This is a genomic window from Mycobacterium asiaticum, from assembly GCF_001673315.1.
Classification (GTDB): domain Bacteria; phylum Actinomycetota; class Actinomycetes; order Mycobacteriales; family Mycobacteriaceae; genus Mycobacterium; species Mycobacterium asiaticum_B.
In genome coordinates this window covers 40,216-58,295 of sequence record NZ_LZLQ01000010.1, presented here as the reverse complement: position 1 = coordinate 58,295, position 18,080 = coordinate 40,216, and the positions used below count along the sequence as shown (strand labels likewise).

Genomic DNA, 18,080 nt, shown 5'->3' with positions numbered 1-18,080 from the left:
GGCCGCCCTTGAGTGCTAGCACTCTCGTGTATAGAGTGCTAGGTGGCAGTCGGAGTACCCGCTGTGCCGGCACCCGCGACGACGGCGCTAGGGCTAGGACGAAGGCCGATTCATCTGGTAATTCGGACGGTTCGGGCAACCCCCGGACCGACCGCCAACTCCGGTCGGGGCGAACGTCCCGAACCCGAATCAACTAGTGGAGGGCTCCAATCGTGGCGAAGGTGAACATCAAGCCACTCGAGGACAAGATTCTCGTACAGGCCAACGAGGCCGAGACCACGACCGCATCCGGTCTGGTCATTCCTGACACCGCCAAGGAGAAGCCCCAGGAGGGAACCGTCGTCGCAGTCGGTCCCGGCCGCTGGGACGAGGACGGCGAGAAGCGAATCCCGCTCGACGTCGCAGAGGGTGACACCGTCATCTACAGCAAGTACGGCGGCACCGAAATCAAGTACGGCGGCGAGGAATACCTCATTCTGTCGGCGCGCGACGTGCTGGCTGTCGTTAACAAGTAAGACACTGTGTCCCGCCCCGGCGATCCCCGCGTGCAGCGTGGGTGATTTCCGGGGCGGCACACGTTACATAGTTTGATTTGCCCGGTTCCTCAGCAGCCCGTTGCAGGCTGCCACCTCGCCGGGCGGAAGGAGCCTGATGAGCAAACTCATTGAGTACGACGTAACCGCGCGTCGCGCGATGGAAGCGGGCGTCAACAAGCTTGCGGACGCGGTCAAGGTGACCCTCGGGCCCGGCGGCCGGCACGTGGTGCTGGCCAAAGCGTTCGGCGGCCCGCAGGTAACCAACGACGGTGTCACCGTGGCTCGCGAGATCGATCTCGAAGACCCGTTCGAAAACCTGGGCGCTCAGCTGGTGAAGTCGGTGGCAACCAAGACCAACGACGTGGCCGGTGACGGCACCACCACCGCAACCGTGCTGGCCCAGGCGCTGGTGAAGGGCGGGCTCCGCCTGGTCGCAGCCGGGGTGAATCCGATGGCGCTGGGCTCGGGAATCAGCAAGGCCGCCGACGCGGTATCCGAGGCGCTGCTGTCCGCGGCCACCCCGGTGTCCGGCAAGGAAGCCATCGCCCAGGTGGCCACCGTGTCCTCGCGCGACGAGCAGATCGGCGAGTTGGTGGGCGAGGCCATGAGCAAGGTCGGCCACGACGGTGTCGTCAGCGTGGAGGAGTCTTCGACGCTGAACACCGAGCTGGAGTTCACCGAGGGGGTCGGCTTCGACAAGGGCTTCCTGTCGGCGTACTTCGTGACAGATTTCGACTCCCAGGAGGCGGTGCTTGACGACCCGCTGATCCTGCTGCACCAGGACAAGGTCACCTCGCTGCCAGACCTGTTGCCGTTGCTGGAGAAGGTCGCCGAATCCGGCAAGCCGCTGCTGATCGTCGCCGAGGACGTCGAGGGTGAGGCGCTGGCCACGTTGGTGGTCAACTCGATCCGCAAGACGCTGAAGGCCGTCGCGGTGAAGTCGCCGTTCTTCGGCGACCGTCGTAAGGCTTTCATGCAGGACCTTGCCATCGTGACCGGCGGTGAGGTGGTCAACCCCGACACCGGCCTGGTGCTGCGCGAGGTGGGCCTCGAGGTATTGGGGTCGGCACGGCGCGTCGTGGTCAGCAAGGACGAGACGATCATCGTCGACGGCGGCGGGGCCGAAGACGCGGTCGCCAACCGGGTCAAGCAACTGCGCGCTGAGATCGAAGCCAGCGACTCCGACTGGGACCGCGAGAAGCTTCAGGAACGGGTCGCCAAGTTGGCCGGTGGGGTGGCTGTGATCAAAGTCGGCGCGGCCACTGAGACGGCACTGAAAGAGCGCAAGGAGAGCGTCGACGACGCGGTTGCGGCAGCCAAGGCGGCCGTCGAAGAGGGCATCGTTGCCGGCGGGGGCTCGGCGCTGATCCAGGCCCGGCACGTGCTCGCGTCGCTGCGCGAGGAACTCAGCGGTGACGAGAAGCTCGGTGTCGACGTGTTCTCCGAGGCGCTGGCGGCCCCGCTGTACTGGATCGCCTCCAATGCCGGACTCGACGGCGCGGTCGTGGTCAGCAAGGTCGCCCAGCTGCCCAGCGGGCAGGGGTTCAACGCCGCCACTCGTAATTACGGGGACCTGACGGCTGACGGCGTCGTCGACCCGGTCAAGGTGACCCGCTCCGCGGTGCTCAATGCGTCGTCGGTAGCCCGGATGGTGCTCACCACGGAGACCGCGGTTGTCGACAAGCCGGCCGAGGCGGCGGACGACGCCGGGCACCATCACGGCCACGCGCACTAGTCCCTTACGCAAAAGCCCTCGCGCGCCCGGCGTGCGAGGGCTTTTGCGTGGGATGGCGCATCAGGCACTATTGGGGCCGGACGTCTCAAGTGATCCAGTTCTGAGGTAACGGTCATGGGTTTACGCCGGCGGGTGTTGGCGATTGTCGCCGGGCAACTCGGCCGGCCGCATGGCCTGGTGGGCCGCGGCGTAGCGGTACTGCTCAACCGCGGCAATCGTCAGGCGGTGGCCGGTGCCGTCGATGCGACGGCAGCAACCGCCGGAAACACGGTGGCCGACATCGGTTTTGGTGGCGGACTAGGGCTCGATCTGTTTCTGGGGCGGGTTGGTTCGCAGGGCACGGTCTACGGTGTGGAAGTCGCTGAGGACATGCTCACGCGCGCCCGGGCGCGCTTGGCCACCCAGATCGCTGCCGGACAGGTAAGGCTCGTCAATGGGTCACTGACAGCGTTGCCGCTCGACGATAACTCGCTGGACGCGGCGATTTCGGTCAACACCCTGTACTTCGTTGCCGACCTTCAGGCAGCCTGCACCGAACTGGCGCGCGTCCTGCGCCCCGGGGGCCGGGCAGTATTGGGAATTGGTGATCCTGACGCGATGGCCCGCTTGCCTTTCACGGCGTATGGGTTCACGCTCCGCCCGGTCGCGGACGTTGTTGCCGCGTTGAAGAAAGCGGGCTTCGAGGATGTCGAGCAGCGCCGCCTTGCCGACGTGGCGATCCCACACCACTTGATCGTTGCCCGCATCGCAGGCTAGACCGCGGCGGCGCCGGCGTTACGACTCGGCAGCAGTGGTACATCGCGCACCGGCGGGACCGCAATTGTCGACAAGGCTTCCCCGACACCCCGGTCCCGGTGGCCGGGGTGTCGTGCTATAGCGAGTGACGAGCATCTAGTCTCGCGCAATGGACCGCTTGTTGCAGTGGGCATGGGACCGATACGGAGCGCGGTATTCGTGGATCGTCACCGCATCCTGTTTCGCGGTGGCCTTACCGGTCTACCTGTTCATGTCGTGTGCCATCGTTGCTTCCGAACACTCCGGTTGCTACCTCGCAGGCGTCGGCGCCACCGGAGTTGCGATGTTGTTGTTAGCCCTCGGGATTGTCCTGCCGGGTCTCGGCCCGCTGCGGCTGGTCGAGCGATGGGCCGCGGGTGACGAGGCGGATTCAGCGAGGGCGCTGGAAGCCACCTACACGTGGGCCCGCGCCGTTACCGCGCGAGGGTTACCGATCACTGCCGTGTGCTCCGTCGTCTTGTCGCTCGTTGTCGGCGTCCTAGTCGGTGCGACGGAACTGCGACTGGTCGAGTATGCCGTGATGGCTTGCATCTTTGGGACTGGATCGCACCTGATCGGGGTGCATGGTCTGCCGGAAACGCCGATGCGTCCGGTACGGATCGCCATTGTGGGCGATACCGGCATGGGTGACGAGCTGCCGCGCTCGCGACCCACGTTCGCGGCGTGGTCGAACATCTCAATGCTCGCGATGGCGTTCGCGTTCTCCATGTTCGGCGCAATCACGGCGGCGGTGTTCGATCGAAATCAGACACCGTCTTCTGGATAACCGTCGGCTCCCTGGCGACCCTCTTTCTAGCCCTGCCGATAACCGTCGGCAGCATCTTCGCGCCGTCCCTGCAGCCGATACGTCATCTCACCGAAGGCACCAAACGTGTTGCGGTCGGCGACTATTCGCGACGCCTGCCGGTGATTCAGGATGACGACCTTGGTGCGTTAGCCGCGTCGTTCAACCGCATGCAGGCGGGTTTGGCTGAGCGGCAACGACTTCAGGCCGCGTTCGGGACCTACGTCGACCCGGCTTTGGCGGCGCGGCTGCTCGAGCAAGGAGACGACGTCTTCGCCGGCGAATATCGCGAGGTGACCGTGATGTTCGTCGATGTTCGTGACTTCACGACGTTCGCCGAGGCCAACACCCCTGAGGACACAGTTGGCCGCCTGAACACACTCTTCGACATAGTCGTGCCCGCGGTCGTCGACGCAGGGGGGCATGTCAACAAGTTCCTCGGCGACGGCGCGCTGGCTGCTTTCAACGCCCCAAACGACCGTGCCGACCATGCCGACGCGGCGGTGAACGCGGCGTTGCGGATCCAACGCCTGGTCGGTGAACGGTTTGGCGGTGCCCTCCGGATCGGTATCGGGATCAACACCGGTGTGGTGATCGCCGGCACCATCGGTGGTGGAGGCAAGTTGGAGTTCACCCTGATCGGCGACGCCGTCAATGTTGCGGCCCGGGTCGAACAGCTCACGAAGACCACCGGTGATGCAATCCTTCTCACCTATCAGACCGTTGATGCGCTCATTGATCGACCGCCCGGGCTCGTCGAACGGGGATCGCATCCGGTGAAAGGTAAGTCAGTCGAGGTACGAATCTTCGCCTTGCATCCCGCGGCCTGACGCACTGCGTTGGTTTCTCTTCGAGACTGAAGCCACGCACACTCGTCGCGGCGTGTCGCGTGCGTGAGTGCAGTGTCGCGGCGACCCGGCCGGCGGACGCGCTGCGGCAGCGGACGCGCCGCGGCTGCGGCAGCGGACGCCGCGGCAGCCGACGCTGCGGCAGCGGACGCGCCGCGGCTGGCGCGTGCAGCACCCTGAGCGCCGGTGGGGCAGGAATAGGCTGCGGGGCATGCACACACTCGCGGAGGCGCGGTTACAAGCCGGCGCCGAGTCGGCGGCGTTATCGCAGGGCGTGACGGCGTACCACGTTGTGGGGGATCATGGCCCGTGGGTGGTGTTGGTGCACGGTCTTGTCACGCCCAGCTACGCCTGGGAGTCGCTCGCCGAAGTGCTTGCCGGCCATGGTTTCCGGGTGCTGCGCTACGACCACCTCGGCCGAGGATTGTCCGACCGGCCGCCCATTCGATACGACCTCGACCTGTACGTGGCGCAGCTTCGGGAACTTGTCGACCACCTTGGCATCGAGACCATGCATTTGATCGGTTGGTCGATGGGCGGGGTCATCGTCACCCGCTTTGCTGCCGAGGAACCCGAACGGGTCGCCAGTATCGCGCTGATCGCACCGGCACTGTACGTGGGCGGAGCGCTGACGCATCTTGGGAAACTGCTGTTGCGCCTGCCGGGTGCAGCCAAACTTCTGGCGGGACGTATCGGCTATGTGGTCGACCGCCTCGACAGAGAGCACTTGAGTCGGCCCGAGCAGTTCCCCGATTATAATCAGCGTGCCCGTGAACAGCTCCAATTCCCTGGAATAGCAGAATCATTCGCGTCGACGGTGATCAACTTCCCGGTCAACGCGGGGGACCGCTGGGCTGGCGTGGGACGGCATCTGCGTCCGGTGCTGGTGGTGTGGGGCACCCGTGACTCCGCCGCGCCGTATGCAAACAGCGGTCCCGTTTCCCGGTTATTTCCGCGTTCGGAGTTGCTCACGGTCGAAGGCGCAAAGCACGCCCCACACTTGGACCACCAGGACGTGGTGTTTCCGGCGATCTTGCGGCACTTAACCGCAGGCGGTCGACCAGACGCGAAATGACGCTGCGGTGGACCGCAGCGTCAGCCCCCGGCACCCGTGGTCGGGGTCTTCGGCGCCGTAGATGTGACGGTCGGGATGCTGGTGGTGGTACTCGTACCGGTGACCGTGCTGGTGCTGGTACTCGTGCTTGTCTCCGGGGGCGGCACAACGACGGTCGTGGTGACCGTACTGACACTGGGTGTCGTCGTCGTCGTGGTGGTCGTCGACGATGTCGTGGTCGAGGCAGCGGCGATCACGCCGCACGCCAGTCGCTTGCCTGATTCCCCGCTGGGACTGCCGGTCAGATTATCCGCGGTCTCATGGATGACCAGGGCGGTACCGGAACTGCTCCGAAGGTCTGCGGCTGTGAACAGATTGCTTGTGGTGACCAATTTCGCGGAGCCGTCCGAGCGGACTTGCAGTGCAGTCAGCTCACCGCTGGCAGGGTAGCCGGAGTGGTTCGCGGCTTGATAGACGTCACCGGCGGAGCTGAAAGGTCCGCTCGAATTGCCGTCCGCAGATGTCGAATTCGGCTCGCATCTGCCCACTGAGTGGATTTGGAGCCCGTGGAATCCGGGGCTGAGAACCTGGTTCGGTCCGGCCTCCACCGTGACCGTGGCATAGCCGTTCGTGAACTCGATCGTGGCGGTGGCAACCTGATTTCCGTCCACGCCCTTCAGCTGGGTGGTCATCCGTTCTGATCCGGACGAAGTCCCCGACGTGGACGTGTTGGACTGCCCACCCTGCTGGTTGCCGCAAGCTGCTAACGGTGCGATGGCTGCAGTGAGCACTGCGGCCGCAACGGATACGCCCTTATTCATGGCCCGGACCTACCCCGATTTGTCGTGATCGAAACCGGAATCGACCCACAGGACCGCACCGCATGTTCTCCAGAAGATCGCGGCGCTTGAAGTGGAATGAAACCCGCGACTGCCGCCTTGTACGAAGGCGTGACTATTCGCCTCGGATTACAGATTCCCAACTTCTCCTACGGCACGCCCGTCGCCGAGCTGTTCCCGGCCGTCAAGGCCCAGGCACAAGAGGCAGAGGCTGCCGGTTTCGACACGGTCCTGCTGATGGACCACTTCTATCAATTGCCGGGATTGGGTGACCCCGACGAGCCCATGCTGGAGGCTTACACGGCGCTGGGCGGCCTGGCCACGGCCGTTGAGCGGGTCCAATTGTCCACACTCGTCAGCGGGAATACCTACCGCAACCCGGCCTTGTTGGCCAAGGTGATCACCACGTTGGACGTCATCAGCGCCGGCCGGGCAATCCTGGGGATAGGAGCCGGCTGGTTCGAACTGGAGCACCAACAGCTGGGTTTCGAATTCGACAGCTTCACCGAGCGGTTCGAAAAGCTCGAAGAGGCATTGCAGATCATCGTCGGAATGCTGCACGGCGAGCGGCCAACCTTCTCCGGCAAGTGGTACCGCACGGAGAGCGCGATCAACGAGCCGCGCTTTCGCGACCACATCCCGATCATGCTCGGCGGCAGCGGTGAGAAGAAGACATTTCGCTTGGCCGCTCGCTACGCCGATCATCTCAACCTCATCGCCGACATCGACCAGCTGCCAGCCAAACTGGCGGTGCTGCGCCAACGCTGTGCCGAAATCGACCGCGATCCAGCTACTTTGGAGACCAGCGCATTGCTGACGTTGGTGGTGGACGGGTACGGTGCCAGCGTCGATATCGGTGAAGCGCGTGGTGGTCGAGCGGTCACCGGCACCATCGACCAGATTGCCGATGAGATCAAACGGCGAGTCCTCGATGTCGGCATCGACGGTGTCATCGTGAACCTTCCGACCCATCGTCACACCCCAGGCGTCATCACGAAGGTAGGTGAGGCACTGCGGCCTTTGGTCGACGCTTAGCTAGCGCTAGATTCGGGTGGCATGAAGCGTTCCCGGTCCAATGTGCCGGGAGCGCTTGCCTTCTCGAGCTCGGTGCTGGCCCCCGGTCAGGCGCGCAATCTTGGCGCGGTTGCCGGCACTGGGGCGCGCCGTGGTATCCGCGGTATCGGCGCTGCCGATCTCGGTGAGGTGGTCCGGTTGCCGAACGGGAAGCAAGTCGCGGTTTTCGGGGACGCGTTTCGGGGCGACCATGTGGGCGCGGACCCGCATTACCCGTCGGTCGCGGTGCCGGTGTCTGTGGACGCCGCGGGTCGGCTGCGTTTTGGCCGCCCGCTGACGGGGCCCAGTGGCAGTCGCACCGTACTCTTCCCGCCGCCGCCGCAGGCGCACGGACGAAACACATTGCCCGCGGGCAGCATTGAGCTGCGCGACGGGACGACCTACATGATGGTCACCGGCACCAGGGACCTTGTTCCCGACGGTGGTTCCTGGTTGGCGAAGGTGACGGACGACCCCGCCGCCGGTTGGCGACCCGTCGACCGGTCATGGCGGCCGTGGACGCCATTGCCTGATGCTGGCCATCCCACTCAGATCAGCGGGTACCAGAGCTCCGATGGCAACGTCTACATCGCTGCGGACTCGTTCGACCGGACTCGGCCAGTCACCATGTATTGCGTGGACCCCGCTCAGGTGAGCGACCGCAGCGCCTGGCGACCCTGGACTGGCGCCGGATGGGGCCGGGCAGGGGACGTAAACGGCGAAGCGATCAGCCCGGGCAACTACGGTGAACTCAGTTTCCGGGAAATCGACGGCAGACCGGTGCTCGTGGGCTTCGACGCCTCGATCGGATTCGGCGCAGTCCGGGTGCAGGTGGGCCGGGGCGCCCCCAACGAGATCTTCAGCAACGGCGCGGCGACGCTGGTAATGCAACAGCACGATCCGGACGCGGCCAATTTCGTCCCACAGAATTACGGCGGGTTCATCCTGCCCGGTTGCACCCTGGACAACCTGCACATCTTCGGCAGTCAGTGGCACACGCCGAAAGATGGGCCCCAGATCTACAACACCCAACACATTGTGGTGCACCCGCACCGTTAGGGGCCTGCGACCGCAGAGGGTTCAGCACCCCGGGCCGCGTCGCCTTTAGGATGATCAGGCCGAGCGACGTATACCGCGGCCGCGGCCGATCGAACCCTTCAGCAGGATGTCGCGCTCGGCTTCCGACAGGCCACCCCACACTCCGTAGGGCTCGCCGACTTCAAGCGCGTGCGTCCGGCACGCTTCGATCACCGGGCAGCGGCGGCACATCTCTTTGGCGCGCTGCTCACGTTGCATGCGTGCGCGGCCACGCTCCCCGTCGGGATGGAAGAACATCGACGAGTCGACACCGCGACACAGCCCCTGCAACTGCCAGTTCCAGATGTCCGCGTTGGGTCCAGGCAGCTGTTCCGGTTGTGGCATTGCTGATTCCCTTCTGCACGGCACACCTGGCGCGGACAGGCTCGCGACCCGGGTGAGTGCAACTGAATTGGCAGTGGCGTCACCGATGACTACACCGAACACTCCTAGACGCTAGGGGTGCTAACGAATTCGCGTCAATAGGGGCATGTTGTGGTGCAATAGACGGGCGTTGTAGGAGAATTAACGTCGCGTTCATCTGTGCTGCTTTAACTGACCGCTAGGTGTGCTAAAAGGATCGGCGGATGATCGGAAAACTCCTGCTCAGCGGGCTACTGTAGGTGGGTTGCAATTAGCACACGAAGGGTTGTGATTAATATTCCGGTAACGCAGAACCCACAAACTTTTTACCAATCCCGGAGCTGCTATCACGGTGATTGAAACCCGTTACAGTTCTGCGGCTTCAGGGTCGACGGAGGTGCTGGCCGAAGCCGCTTTCGGCCGCGAACCAGGCACCTGGCCGTTGCCGACGGCGACCACCCCGGAGCAGCTGTGGCTACGTGCGGTCGCCGCCGGCGGTCAGGGTCGGTACGGCAGCGGCTATGCCGACCTCGCGCTGTTGCGCGCACAGGCCAAGGCGGGACCGCTGGCCTCGCTGGCGCACAGCACGCAGGGGTCGTTCCTGCGTCAGCTCGGCTGGCACACCCTGGCGCGCCGCTGGGACGGCCGGGCGTTCGCCTTGGCGGGTGACGATCCCGAAGCGAGCGCCGACGCGCTAGTGGGGCTGGCCGCAGACGCGCTGGGCGTCGGGCGCTTCGCGGCTGCGGAGACGTTGTTGATCCGTTCCGACGAGTTGCTCGACGGCGCCCGGCTCCCAGCAGCCACCGCCGACCGGCTGGCGGTGCGTCGGTGTTGGGTGGGCGCGGAACTTGCGATGGCCTCCGGTGACGGTGAAACCGCCGTCATCCGGGCCGAGGAGGCCGTCAAGCTGGCGCAGGTCATGACCGGTGCCTCGGCGCGCCACCGGCTCAAGAGCGAGGTCGTCCTGGCGGCCGCTTTGTGCAGCGCCGGGGCGATCGAGCGAGCCCGCAGTGTGGCGCAGCGCGCGCTCCAAGACACCGCCCCCCTGGGATTGCGGCCTCTGCGGTGGGCCTTGGCTTGCTTGCTGATCGATACCGGAAGCGTCACGGTTGAAGCACAGGGGCTGCGCGAACTCCTTGAAATCCGGGATATTTGCGCAGGTGAGGTGCAACGCGCTGGCGGAACTTGGCGTACCGCCTGACACTCTGTCCGCCCGTTATTGTCGATCAGCGAGTTAGCCCGGGATGAGTCCCGTTTGTGACTTTGGAGAAACCAGCGTCGATGACAATGCAAGGGGAACGTCTCGACGCTGTGGTCGCGGAGGCCGCTGCAGGGGACCGGAATGCCCTTCGGGAGGTGCTGGAGACCATTCGTCCGATCGTCGTCCGATATTGCCGAGCGCGAGTCGGCACGGTCGAGCGGAGTGGCCTGTCAGCAGATGACGTGGCTCAGGAGGTCTGCTTGGCCACCATTACCGCGCTGCCGCGCTACCGGGACCGAGGACGCCCGTTCCTGGCTTTCCTCTACGGCATTGCGGCACACAAGGTTGCCGATGCCCACCGCGCCGCAGGCCGCAATCTGGCTTATCCCGCCGAAGAAGTGCCCGAGCGCCGTTCGGTGGACGCCGGACCCGAACAGCGGGCCATCGAAGCCGATTCGGTGACTCGAATGAATGAGCTGCTCGAGATCCTGCCCGCCAAACAACGCGAGATCCTGGTCCTGCGTGTGGTGGTGGGTCTGAGCGCCGAGGAGACCGCGGCCGCGGTCGGCAGCACTACGGGAGCGGTTCGGGTGGCCCAGCATCGCGCCCTTCAGCGGTTGAGAGACGAGATCGTCGCGGCAGGTGAATATGCGTAATTCAGATTTCGGCAAGTCCTGGGGCGAGCGCCCGGGGCTGGACAGCGTGGCTCACACCGATTTGCTGCTCGATGCGCTGGCAGCCCGTAGCGAAGTCGCCCTCGGCGATCCCGAGCGCGATGCCTTGACCGCGCTGCTGGGCGATTGGCGCGACGATCTCAGGTGGCCACCGGCCAGTGCGCTGGTGTCCCAAGACGAAGCCGAGGACGCGCTGCGGGCCGGAATGATGGACCGCGGGCGGGGCCGTCGCGGCTTGGCGGCGGTCGGGTCGGTGGCCGCGACCCTGCTCATGCTCAGCGGATTCGGCGCCGTGGTGGCTGATGCCCGTCCGGGCGACCTGTTGTACGGGCTGCACGCCATGATGTTCAACGAGCCGAGGGTCAGCGACGATCAGATCATGTTGTCCGCCAAGGCCGATCTGGCCAAGGTTCAGCAGATGATCGACCAGGGGCAGTGGGATCAGGCCCAAACGCAGCTGGCCGAAGTGAGCAGCACTCTGCAGGGAGTCAACGACGGCAGCCGACGGCAGGGACTGCTGGACGAGGTCACCCAACTGAACACCAAGGTGGAAAAGCGCGATCCCAACGCGACCGTGCGGCCCGCGTCCCCGCCCAGCACCCAGTCGGCTCCGGAGGGCCCGACAAATTCGTGGACGCCGCCCGGTGCGCCCGCCGAGGCGACCGATCCGACCACCACGGTCCCGTCGGAGTCGGCACCCGCGACCACCACGGTCCCGGCCGAGTCGACCCCCGCGACCACGCAACCGGCTCCCTCGCAGTCCGCGACGACGACGACTTCGACCACGACCACGACCACGACCACCACAACCCGGCAGGAATCGACGTCCGCGACTTCGACGCCCGCCCCGCCCGCGACGTCAGCGACCACCGCGCCCGCGACGTCGGCGCCCACCGCGCCGGCGACGTCGGCGCCCACCGCGCCGGCGACTTCGGCGCCCGCCGCGCCCACCACTTCGGCGCCCACCACTTCGGCGCCCACCACTTCGGCGCCGGCGTCGCAGGGAGCGCCCAAGCCGAGCACGTCGGCGACACCTGGAGCGACGGTCACCTCGCCCGCGGCGGGTGCAACTACCGTGCCGACACCGTCGGGCCAACTGTGGGACAGGGCATCGGGGCCGGCTACGCCGAGAACACCGTTCCCGGCCAGCCCTACGCCCTGAGCGAATTCAGCTCAAAGCAGGCTTACAGGTGGCGCCGGAAGCCGTCCGCGTCTGAGGTCGCTTCGTTGAGCGAGGCGTCGGCGTATCCGCGGCAGTAATCCCACGTGACGTACGCATCGGGTTCCGGGTCGTACGCCGGTTCGTGCGGGCGGACGGTGCCGTCGATGAGCAGCTGTAGCAGGTTCGCGCGCAGCATGTCCCAATCGTGGTAGTGGTCCTGCTGGCATTCGTCACAGCACACCACGAGCCCGCGAATTCCCCTGTGCGCCAACAGCGCTTCGTAAACCGCTAAGTCGGCGAGATCGGCTTCGACAGCTAACCGTTCTTGCTGATCGAGCGGCTGGCCCGGGTCGACGGCCTCCAATGCGGCCGACGGGTCACAGGGGTCGTCGGCGAAAGGGTCAGGCGGCAAACCCGGCGGGAGGTGGTCACGCACCCCCATAGCCTACGCAGCCGGGCCGCGATAACGCCAGAAATAGTCCGCGCGTGCCCTCCGCCGGGGGCACTTCGAGACAGTGACGCGCCACGCAGAGCTTGCGGGTAAGAGTGTCACCGGAAGCCGATAGGATGAACTCTCTCACCCAAACATGCATCTGGAGGGCCTCACCGATGTCCCGTGGCATGTCTCACCTCGAAGACAGCTCCGACCTGGTCGGCAGTCCGTACGTGCGCGACGCCCCGCTGGGCGACCTCGCGGGCGACCCCGTGCCCACCGGTGGTGACGACCCGCACAAGATCGCGATGTTGGGGCTGACCTTCGATGACGTGCTGCTGCTGCCGGCCGCCTCGGACGTGGTGCCGGCCACCGCGGACACGTCCAGTCAGCTCACCAAGCGGATCCGGTTGAAGGTGCCGCTGGTCAGCTCGGCGATGGACACAGTCACCGAGTCCCGCATGGCGATCGCGATGGCCCGTGCCGGCGGCATGGGCGTGCTGCACCGCAACCTGCCCGTTGCCGAACAGGCCGGACAGGTGGAGATGGTGAAGCGGTCCGAGGCCGGCATGGTCACCGATCCGGTCACCTGCCGTCCGGACAACACGCTGGCCCAGGTCGACGCGCTGTGCGCCCGGTTCCGTATCTCCGGCCTGCCGGTCGTCGATGACGACGGCGCGCTGGTCGGCATCATCACCAACCGCGATATGCGGTTCGAGGTGGACCAGTCCAGGCAGGTCGCCGAGGTGATGACGAAAGCGCCGCTAATCACCGCCCAGGAAGGGGTGAGCGCGTCGGCGGCGCTGGGCCTGCTGCGCCGCAACAAGATCGAGAAGTTGCCGATCGTGGATGGCCGCGGCCGGCTCACCGGGCTGATCACGGTCAAGGATTTCGTGAAGACCGAGCAACACCCGTTGGCCACCAAGGACAGCGACGGGCGCTTGCTGGTGGGCGCCGCGGTGGGCGTCGGCGGCGACGCCTGGGTGCGCGCCATGATGCTGGTGGATGCGGGAGTCGACGTGCTGGTGGTCGACACCGCGCACGCCCACAACCGGTTGGTGCTCGACATGGTGAGCAAGCTCAAGCTCGAGGTCGGAGACCGCGTCCAGGTGGTGGGCGGCAACGTGGCCACTCGGTCGGCGGCCGCGGCACTGGTCGACGCGGGCGCGGACGCGGTGAAGGTGGGTGTGGGTCCCGGTTCCATCTGCACCACCCGGGTGGTCGCCGGGGTCGGCGCGCCACAAATCACGGCGATCCTGGAAGCCGTCGCGGTGTGCCGGCCAGCGGGTGTGCCGGTGATCGCCGACGGGGGACTGCAGTACTCCGGCGACATCGCCAAGGCGCTGGCCGCCGGCGCGTCGACGGCGATGCTCGGTTCGCTGCTGGCCGGGACTGCCGAGGCGCCCGGCGAGCTGATCTTCGTCAACGGCAAGCAGTACAAGAGCTACCGCGGCATGGGGTCGCTGGGGGCGATGCAAGGCCGCAACGGCACGAAGTCCTTCTCCAAGGACCGCTACTTCGCCGACGACGCGCTCTCCGAGGACAAGCTGGTGCCCGAGGGCATCGAGGGCCGGGTGCCGTTCCGCGGCCCACTCGGATCGGTGATCCACCAGTTGACCGGCGGCTTGCGGGCTGCCATGGGGTACACCGGCGCGCCCACCATCGAAGTGTTGCAACAGGCGCAGTTCGTCCGGATCACGCCGGCGGGGCTGAAAGAGAGCCATCCACACGACGTCGCCATGACTGTCGAAGCGCCCAACTACTACTCACGGTAGAGCCCACGGACATCCACATGGTCGAGATCGGCATGGGCCGCAGCGCCCGTCGCACGTATGAACTCAGCGATATCAACATCGTGCCGTCACGGCGCACCCGTTCGTCGCAGGACGTGTCCACGGCCTGGCAGTTGGACGCCTACCGATTCGAAATCCCGGTTTTGGCGCACCCCACCGACGCCCTGGTCTCTCCGGAGTTCGCCATCGAACTCGGTCGGCTCGGGGGGCTGGCGGTGCTCAACGGGGAGGGGCTGATCGGCCGGCACTCCGACGTGGAGTCCAAGATCGCCCAGCTTGTCGAGGCCGCCACCAAGGAGCCCGAACCGTCGGCGGCGATCCGGCTACTGCAGGAACTGCACGCGGCTCCGCTGAACCCCGACCTGCTCGGCGCCGCGGTGGCGCGCATTCGCGAGGCCGGCGTCACCACCGCGGTGCGGCTCAGCCCGCAAACCGTTCAGACGCTGACGCCCATGTTGCTGCAAGCCGGGATCGACCTGCTGGTCATCCAGGGCACCATCGTCTCCGCCGAGCGGGTGGCCAGCAACGGCGAGCCGCTGAACTTGAAGACCTTCATCTCCGAACTCGACATCCCCGTCGTCGCCGGCGGCGTGCAGGACCATCGCACCGCCCTGCATCTGATGCGGACCGGCGCAGCCGGTGTCATCGTCGGCTACGGCTCCACGCGCGGCGTGACCACCACCGACGAGGTGCTGGGCATCAGCGTCCCGATGGCCACCGCCATCGCCGACGCCGCCGCCGCACGCCGCGAGTACCTCGACGAAACCGGCGGACGCTACGTCCATGTGCTGGCCGACGGGGACATCCACACCTCTGGTGAACTGGCCAAGGCGATCGCCTGCGGCGCTGACGCGGTGGTGCTGGGTACGCCGCTGGCCGAATCCGCCGAGGCGCTCGGCGACGGCTGGTTCTGGCCGGCTGCGGCCGCCCATCCCTCGCTGCCGCGGGGCGCGTTGCTCCAGATCGCCGTCGGTGAACGGCCGCCGTTGGAACGCGTCCTCAACGGGCCCTCCGACGACCCATTCGGTGCGCTGAATCTTGTTGGGGGCCTGCGGCGTTCGATGGCCAAGGCCGGGTACTGTGACCTCAAGGAATTCCAGAAGGTCGGCTTGACAGTGAGCACCTAGGGGTTGCTGTTCGACCCCGATGTAAAGCCGGTCATACTGCTGCAATGCAGCCTGATTATGACGTCCTGATTATCGGTTCGGGATTCGGTGGCAGCGTGAGTGCGCTGCGACTCACCGAGAAGGGTTACCGGGTCGGCGTGCTGGAGGCCGGCAAGCGCTACGCCGACGACGACTTCGCCAAAACCTCATGGGAGCTGCGCAAATTCCTGTGGGCGCCCAGGCTGGGTTGCTACGGAATCCAGCGGATCCATCCGCTGAAGAACGTGATGATCCTGGCCGGTGCGGGAGTCGGCGGCGGATCGCTGAATTACGCGAACACGCTGTACATCCCGAACGACCCCTTCTTCAACGACCCGCAGTGGCGCGACATCACCGACTGGCGCTCGGAATTGATGCCGCATTACGAGCAGGCGCAACGCATGCTGGGGGTGGTTTACAACCCGACGTTCACCGACGCCGACCGGATCGTCAAAGAAGTGGCCGACGAAATGGGTTGCGGCGATACCTTTGTGCCGACCCCGGTCGGGGTGTTTTTTGGTCCGAATGGCACCAAGACGCCGGGTGAGAAGGTGCCGGACCCCTACTTCGGCGGTGCCGGACCGGAGCGCACCGGCTGCCTGGAATGCGGTTGCTGCATGACGGGCTGCCGCTTCGGCGCCAAGAACACGTTGCTGAAGAACTACCTTTACCTCGCGGAAGCCGGTGGGGCAGAAGTTATCCCGATGACGACGGTGAAAAATTTCGAGCAGCGCTCCGACGGCGTGTGGGAGGTGCAGACCGTGCGCACCGGAAGCTGGCTGCGTCGCGACCGCCGCACCTTCACCGCCAACCACCTCATCCTCGCCGCGGGCACCTGGGGCACCCAGCACCTGCTGTTCAACATGCGCGACAAAGGCAAGCTGCCGCGGCTATCCAACCGACTCGGGGTGCTGACTCGCACCAACTCCGAGTCGATCGTCGGCGCCGCACGGCTGAAGGTATCGCCGGACCTGGACCTGACGCACGGCGTGGCCATCACGTCATCGATCCACCCGACCTCGGACACCCACGTCGAACCGGTCCGCTACGGCAAGGGTTCCAACGCCATGGGCCTGCTGCAGACGTTGATGACCGACGGCTCCGGACCCGAAGGCACCGACGAGCCGCGGTGGCGGCAGCTGATCCGGCTGGCCCGCGAGGATCCCAAGGCGATCATCCGGTTGCTCAACACCAAACAGTGGAGCGAGCGCACCATGATCGCGCTCGTCATGCAGAACCTGGACAACTCGATCACCACCTTCACCAAACGGGGCAAGCTCGGCGTCCGGTGGTACACCAGCAAACAAGGCCATGGGGAGCCCAACCCGTCCTGGATTCCGGTCGGCAACGAAGTCACCCGCCGCATCGCCAAGAAGATCGACGGTGTCGCCGGCGGCACCTGGGGTGAGCTGTTCAACATCCCGCTGACCGCGCACTTTCTCGGCGGCGCGGCCATTGGGGACAGTTCGGACAACGGTGTCATCGACCCGTATCACCGCGTCTACGGCTACCCGAACCTCTATGTGGTGGACGGTGCGGCGATCTCGGCGAACCTCGGCGTGAACCCGTCACTTTCGATCACCGCCCAGGCCGAACGGGCGGCCGCGCTGTGGCCCAACAAGGGGCAGGACGACCTGCGGCCCGCGCAGGGCGAGGCCTACCGGCGGCTGGACCCGATTGAGCCCGAGCATCCCGCGGTGCCCGCCGACGCGCCCGGCGCGTTGCGTCGGTTGTCGATGGAGGAAATCGCCCCGACGGCCGACGCGAGCTAACTGTTCTCAGCCCACCGGGTTGGCCCTCGGGCGGGCGCAGTTGCCGCAGCGGTGCGGTTCATCGGACCGCACCAACGTGTCGTAGGGTGCGCGGGACATGAGAACCCTGATCCTGACCGACAACATCCAGGCCCACGCCCTCGCGGTAGAGTTGCAGGCCACCTACGACGATGTCGACGTCTATCAAACTCCAATCGGCCAATTGCCGGACGTTGCGCGACTCGACGTCAAAGAACGCGTCGAGGACATCGTGGACACCTATGGTCTCGTCTTCTCGCTGCACTGCAAGCAGAAGTTCCCCGACGCGCTCCTCGACGGGGTGCGGTGCGTGAACGTCCATCCCGGACTGAATCCCTATAACCGCGGCTGGTTTCCGCAGGTCTTCTCGATCCTCGACGGGCAGAAGGTCGGGGTGACCATCCACGAGATGGACGAGCAACTCGACCACGGGCCGATCATTGCCCAGCGGGAGTGCGCGATTGAATCCTGGGATACGTCGGGGACTGTCTATGCCCGGCTGATGCAGGCCGAGCGTGAACTGGTGCTTGAACACTTCGCGGCTATCCGCGACGGCAACTACACCGCTACGCCGATGCCGGGCGAGGGAAACCTCAACCTGAAGAAGGACTTCGCCCGACTCCGGCAGCTGGATCTCGACGAACAAGGAACGTTCGGCCAGTTCCTCAACCGCCTGCGCGCGTTGACCCACGACGAATTCCGCAACGCGTGGTTCGTCGACGACTCAGGACGCAAGGTGTTCGTCCGCATCGTCCTTGAACCCGACGAGAGCTGAAGCCTGGGGTAGCAGCCCACCCC

At 65.9% G+C, this 18,080-nt stretch carries 15 protein-coding genes and 2 pseudogenes; 14 read left to right on the top strand and 3 right to left on the bottom strand.

Annotation, left to right across the window (positions count from 1 at the left end):
* Positions 1–212 precede the first annotated feature (212 nt).
* The 5 genes and pseudogenes from groES to A5636_RS00725 all read left to right on the top strand — a co-directional run bounded on the left by groES (position 213) and on the right by A5636_RS00725 (position 5,773).
* Positions 213–515, top strand: coding sequence for a co-chaperone GroES (gene groES / locus A5636_RS00745; protein WP_065156784.1), 303 nt, complete (start codon positions 213–215; stop codon positions 513–515).
* A gap of 136 nt (positions 516–651) precedes the next feature.
* Positions 652–2,271, top strand: coding sequence for a chaperonin GroEL (gene groL, locus A5636_RS00740; RefSeq protein WP_065156783.1), 1,620 nt, complete (start codon positions 652–654; stop codon positions 2,269–2,271).
* A gap of 114 nt (positions 2,272–2,385) precedes the next feature.
* Entirely contained in the window at positions 2,386–3,027 is a 642-nt protein-coding gene (locus A5636_RS00735) for a class I SAM-dependent methyltransferase (RefSeq protein ID WP_065156782.1), read from the top strand.
* A 148-nt stretch (positions 3,028–3,175) separates the two neighbouring features.
* Positions 3,176–4,680 (top strand): annotated as a pseudogene (locus tag A5636_RS00730) (adenylate/guanylate cyclase domain-containing protein).
* 229 nt (positions 4,681–4,909) lie between these two features.
* Positions 4,910–5,773: an alpha/beta fold hydrolase gene (locus A5636_RS00725; protein ID WP_065156781.1), complete on the top strand. Its 864-nt coding sequence runs from the start codon at positions 4,910–4,912 to the stop codon at positions 5,771–5,773.
* 20 nt (positions 5,774–5,793) lie between these two features.
* On the opposite strand, the gene A5636_RS00720 is transcribed toward A5636_RS00725, so the two are convergent.
* Positions 5,794–6,573, bottom strand: a complete 780-nt coding sequence (locus A5636_RS00720; protein ID WP_065156780.1) for a superoxide dismutase family protein — start codon at positions 6,571–6,573, stop codon at positions 5,794–5,796.
* Positions 6,574–6,702: 129 nt separating this feature from the next.
* Here A5636_RS00720 and A5636_RS00715 point away from each other — a divergent pair, with 129 nt between their 5' ends.
* Both A5636_RS00715 and A5636_RS00710 read left to right on the top strand, forming a co-directional pair.
* On the top strand, positions 6,703–7,626 hold the full coding sequence (locus tag A5636_RS00715; protein ID WP_065156809.1) for an LLM class F420-dependent oxidoreductase: 924 nt from the start codon (positions 6,703–6,705) through the stop codon (positions 7,624–7,626).
* Positions 7,627–7,647: 21 nt separating this feature from the next.
* On the top strand, positions 7,648–8,703 hold the full coding sequence (locus A5636_RS00710; RefSeq protein ID WP_065156779.1) for a DUF4185 domain-containing protein: 1,056 nt from the start codon (positions 7,648–7,650) through the stop codon (positions 8,701–8,703).
* 54 nt (positions 8,704–8,757) lie between these two features.
* Here A5636_RS00710 and A5636_RS00705 read toward each other — a convergent pair whose 3' ends face one another.
* Positions 8,758–9,066: a WhiB family transcriptional regulator gene (locus tag A5636_RS00705; protein ID WP_065156808.1), complete on the bottom strand. Its 309-nt coding sequence runs from the start codon at positions 9,064–9,066 to the stop codon at positions 8,758–8,760.
* A gap of 415 nt (positions 9,067–9,481) precedes the next feature.
* Between A5636_RS00705 and A5636_RS00700 the strand changes: the two genes are divergently transcribed.
* The 3 genes and pseudogenes from A5636_RS00700 to A5636_RS27790 all read left to right on the top strand — a co-directional run.
* Positions 9,482–10,285, top strand: coding sequence for a hypothetical protein (locus tag A5636_RS00700; RefSeq protein WP_155763482.1), 804 nt, complete (start codon positions 9,482–9,484; stop codon positions 10,283–10,285).
* 80 nt (positions 10,286–10,365) lie between these two features.
* A complete protein-coding gene (gene sigD, locus A5636_RS00695; protein WP_065156807.1) occupies positions 10,366–10,941 on the top strand; it encodes an ECF RNA polymerase sigma factor SigD in 576 nt (191 codons plus the stop codon).
* Positions 10,934–11,599 (top strand): annotated as a pseudogene (locus A5636_RS27790) (anti-sigma-D factor RsdA); the annotation flags it as partial. The gene sigD and the pseudogene A5636_RS27790, both read left to right, overlap by 8 nt.
* Before the next feature lie 544 nt (positions 11,600–12,143).
* Here A5636_RS27790 and A5636_RS00680 read toward each other — a convergent pair.
* Positions 12,144–12,557, bottom strand: a complete 414-nt coding sequence (locus A5636_RS00680; protein WP_065156806.1) for a DUF5319 domain-containing protein — start codon at positions 12,555–12,557, stop codon at positions 12,144–12,146.
* A gap of 173 nt (positions 12,558–12,730) precedes the next feature.
* Here A5636_RS00680 and guaB point away from each other — a divergent pair, with 173 nt between their 5' ends.
* The 4 genes from guaB (at position 12,731) to A5636_RS00660 (ending at position 18,057) form a co-directional block, all read left to right on the top strand.
* Positions 12,731–14,329 carry an IMP dehydrogenase gene (gene guaB, locus A5636_RS00675; protein WP_065156775.1) on the top strand — a complete coding sequence of 533 codons (1,599 nt, stop codon included), beginning with the start codon at positions 12,731–12,733 and terminating at the stop codon, positions 14,327–14,329.
* Between the two features lie 17 nt (positions 14,330–14,346).
* A complete protein-coding gene (locus A5636_RS00670; RefSeq protein WP_065156774.1) occupies positions 14,347–15,474 on the top strand; it encodes a GuaB3 family IMP dehydrogenase-related protein in 1,128 nt (375 codons plus the stop codon).
* A gap of 44 nt (positions 15,475–15,518) precedes the next feature.
* Positions 15,519–17,264 (top strand): GMC oxidoreductase, encoded by a 1,746-nt coding sequence (locus tag A5636_RS00665; protein ID WP_065156773.1) that lies wholly within the window; start codon positions 15,519–15,521, stop codon positions 17,262–17,264.
* Positions 17,265–17,361: 97 nt separating this feature from the next.
* A complete protein-coding gene (locus tag A5636_RS00660) occupies positions 17,362–18,057 on the top strand; it encodes a dTDP-4-amino-4,6-dideoxyglucose formyltransferase (protein ID WP_065156772.1) in 696 nt (231 codons plus the stop codon).
* Positions 18,058–18,080 lie beyond the last annotated feature (23 nt).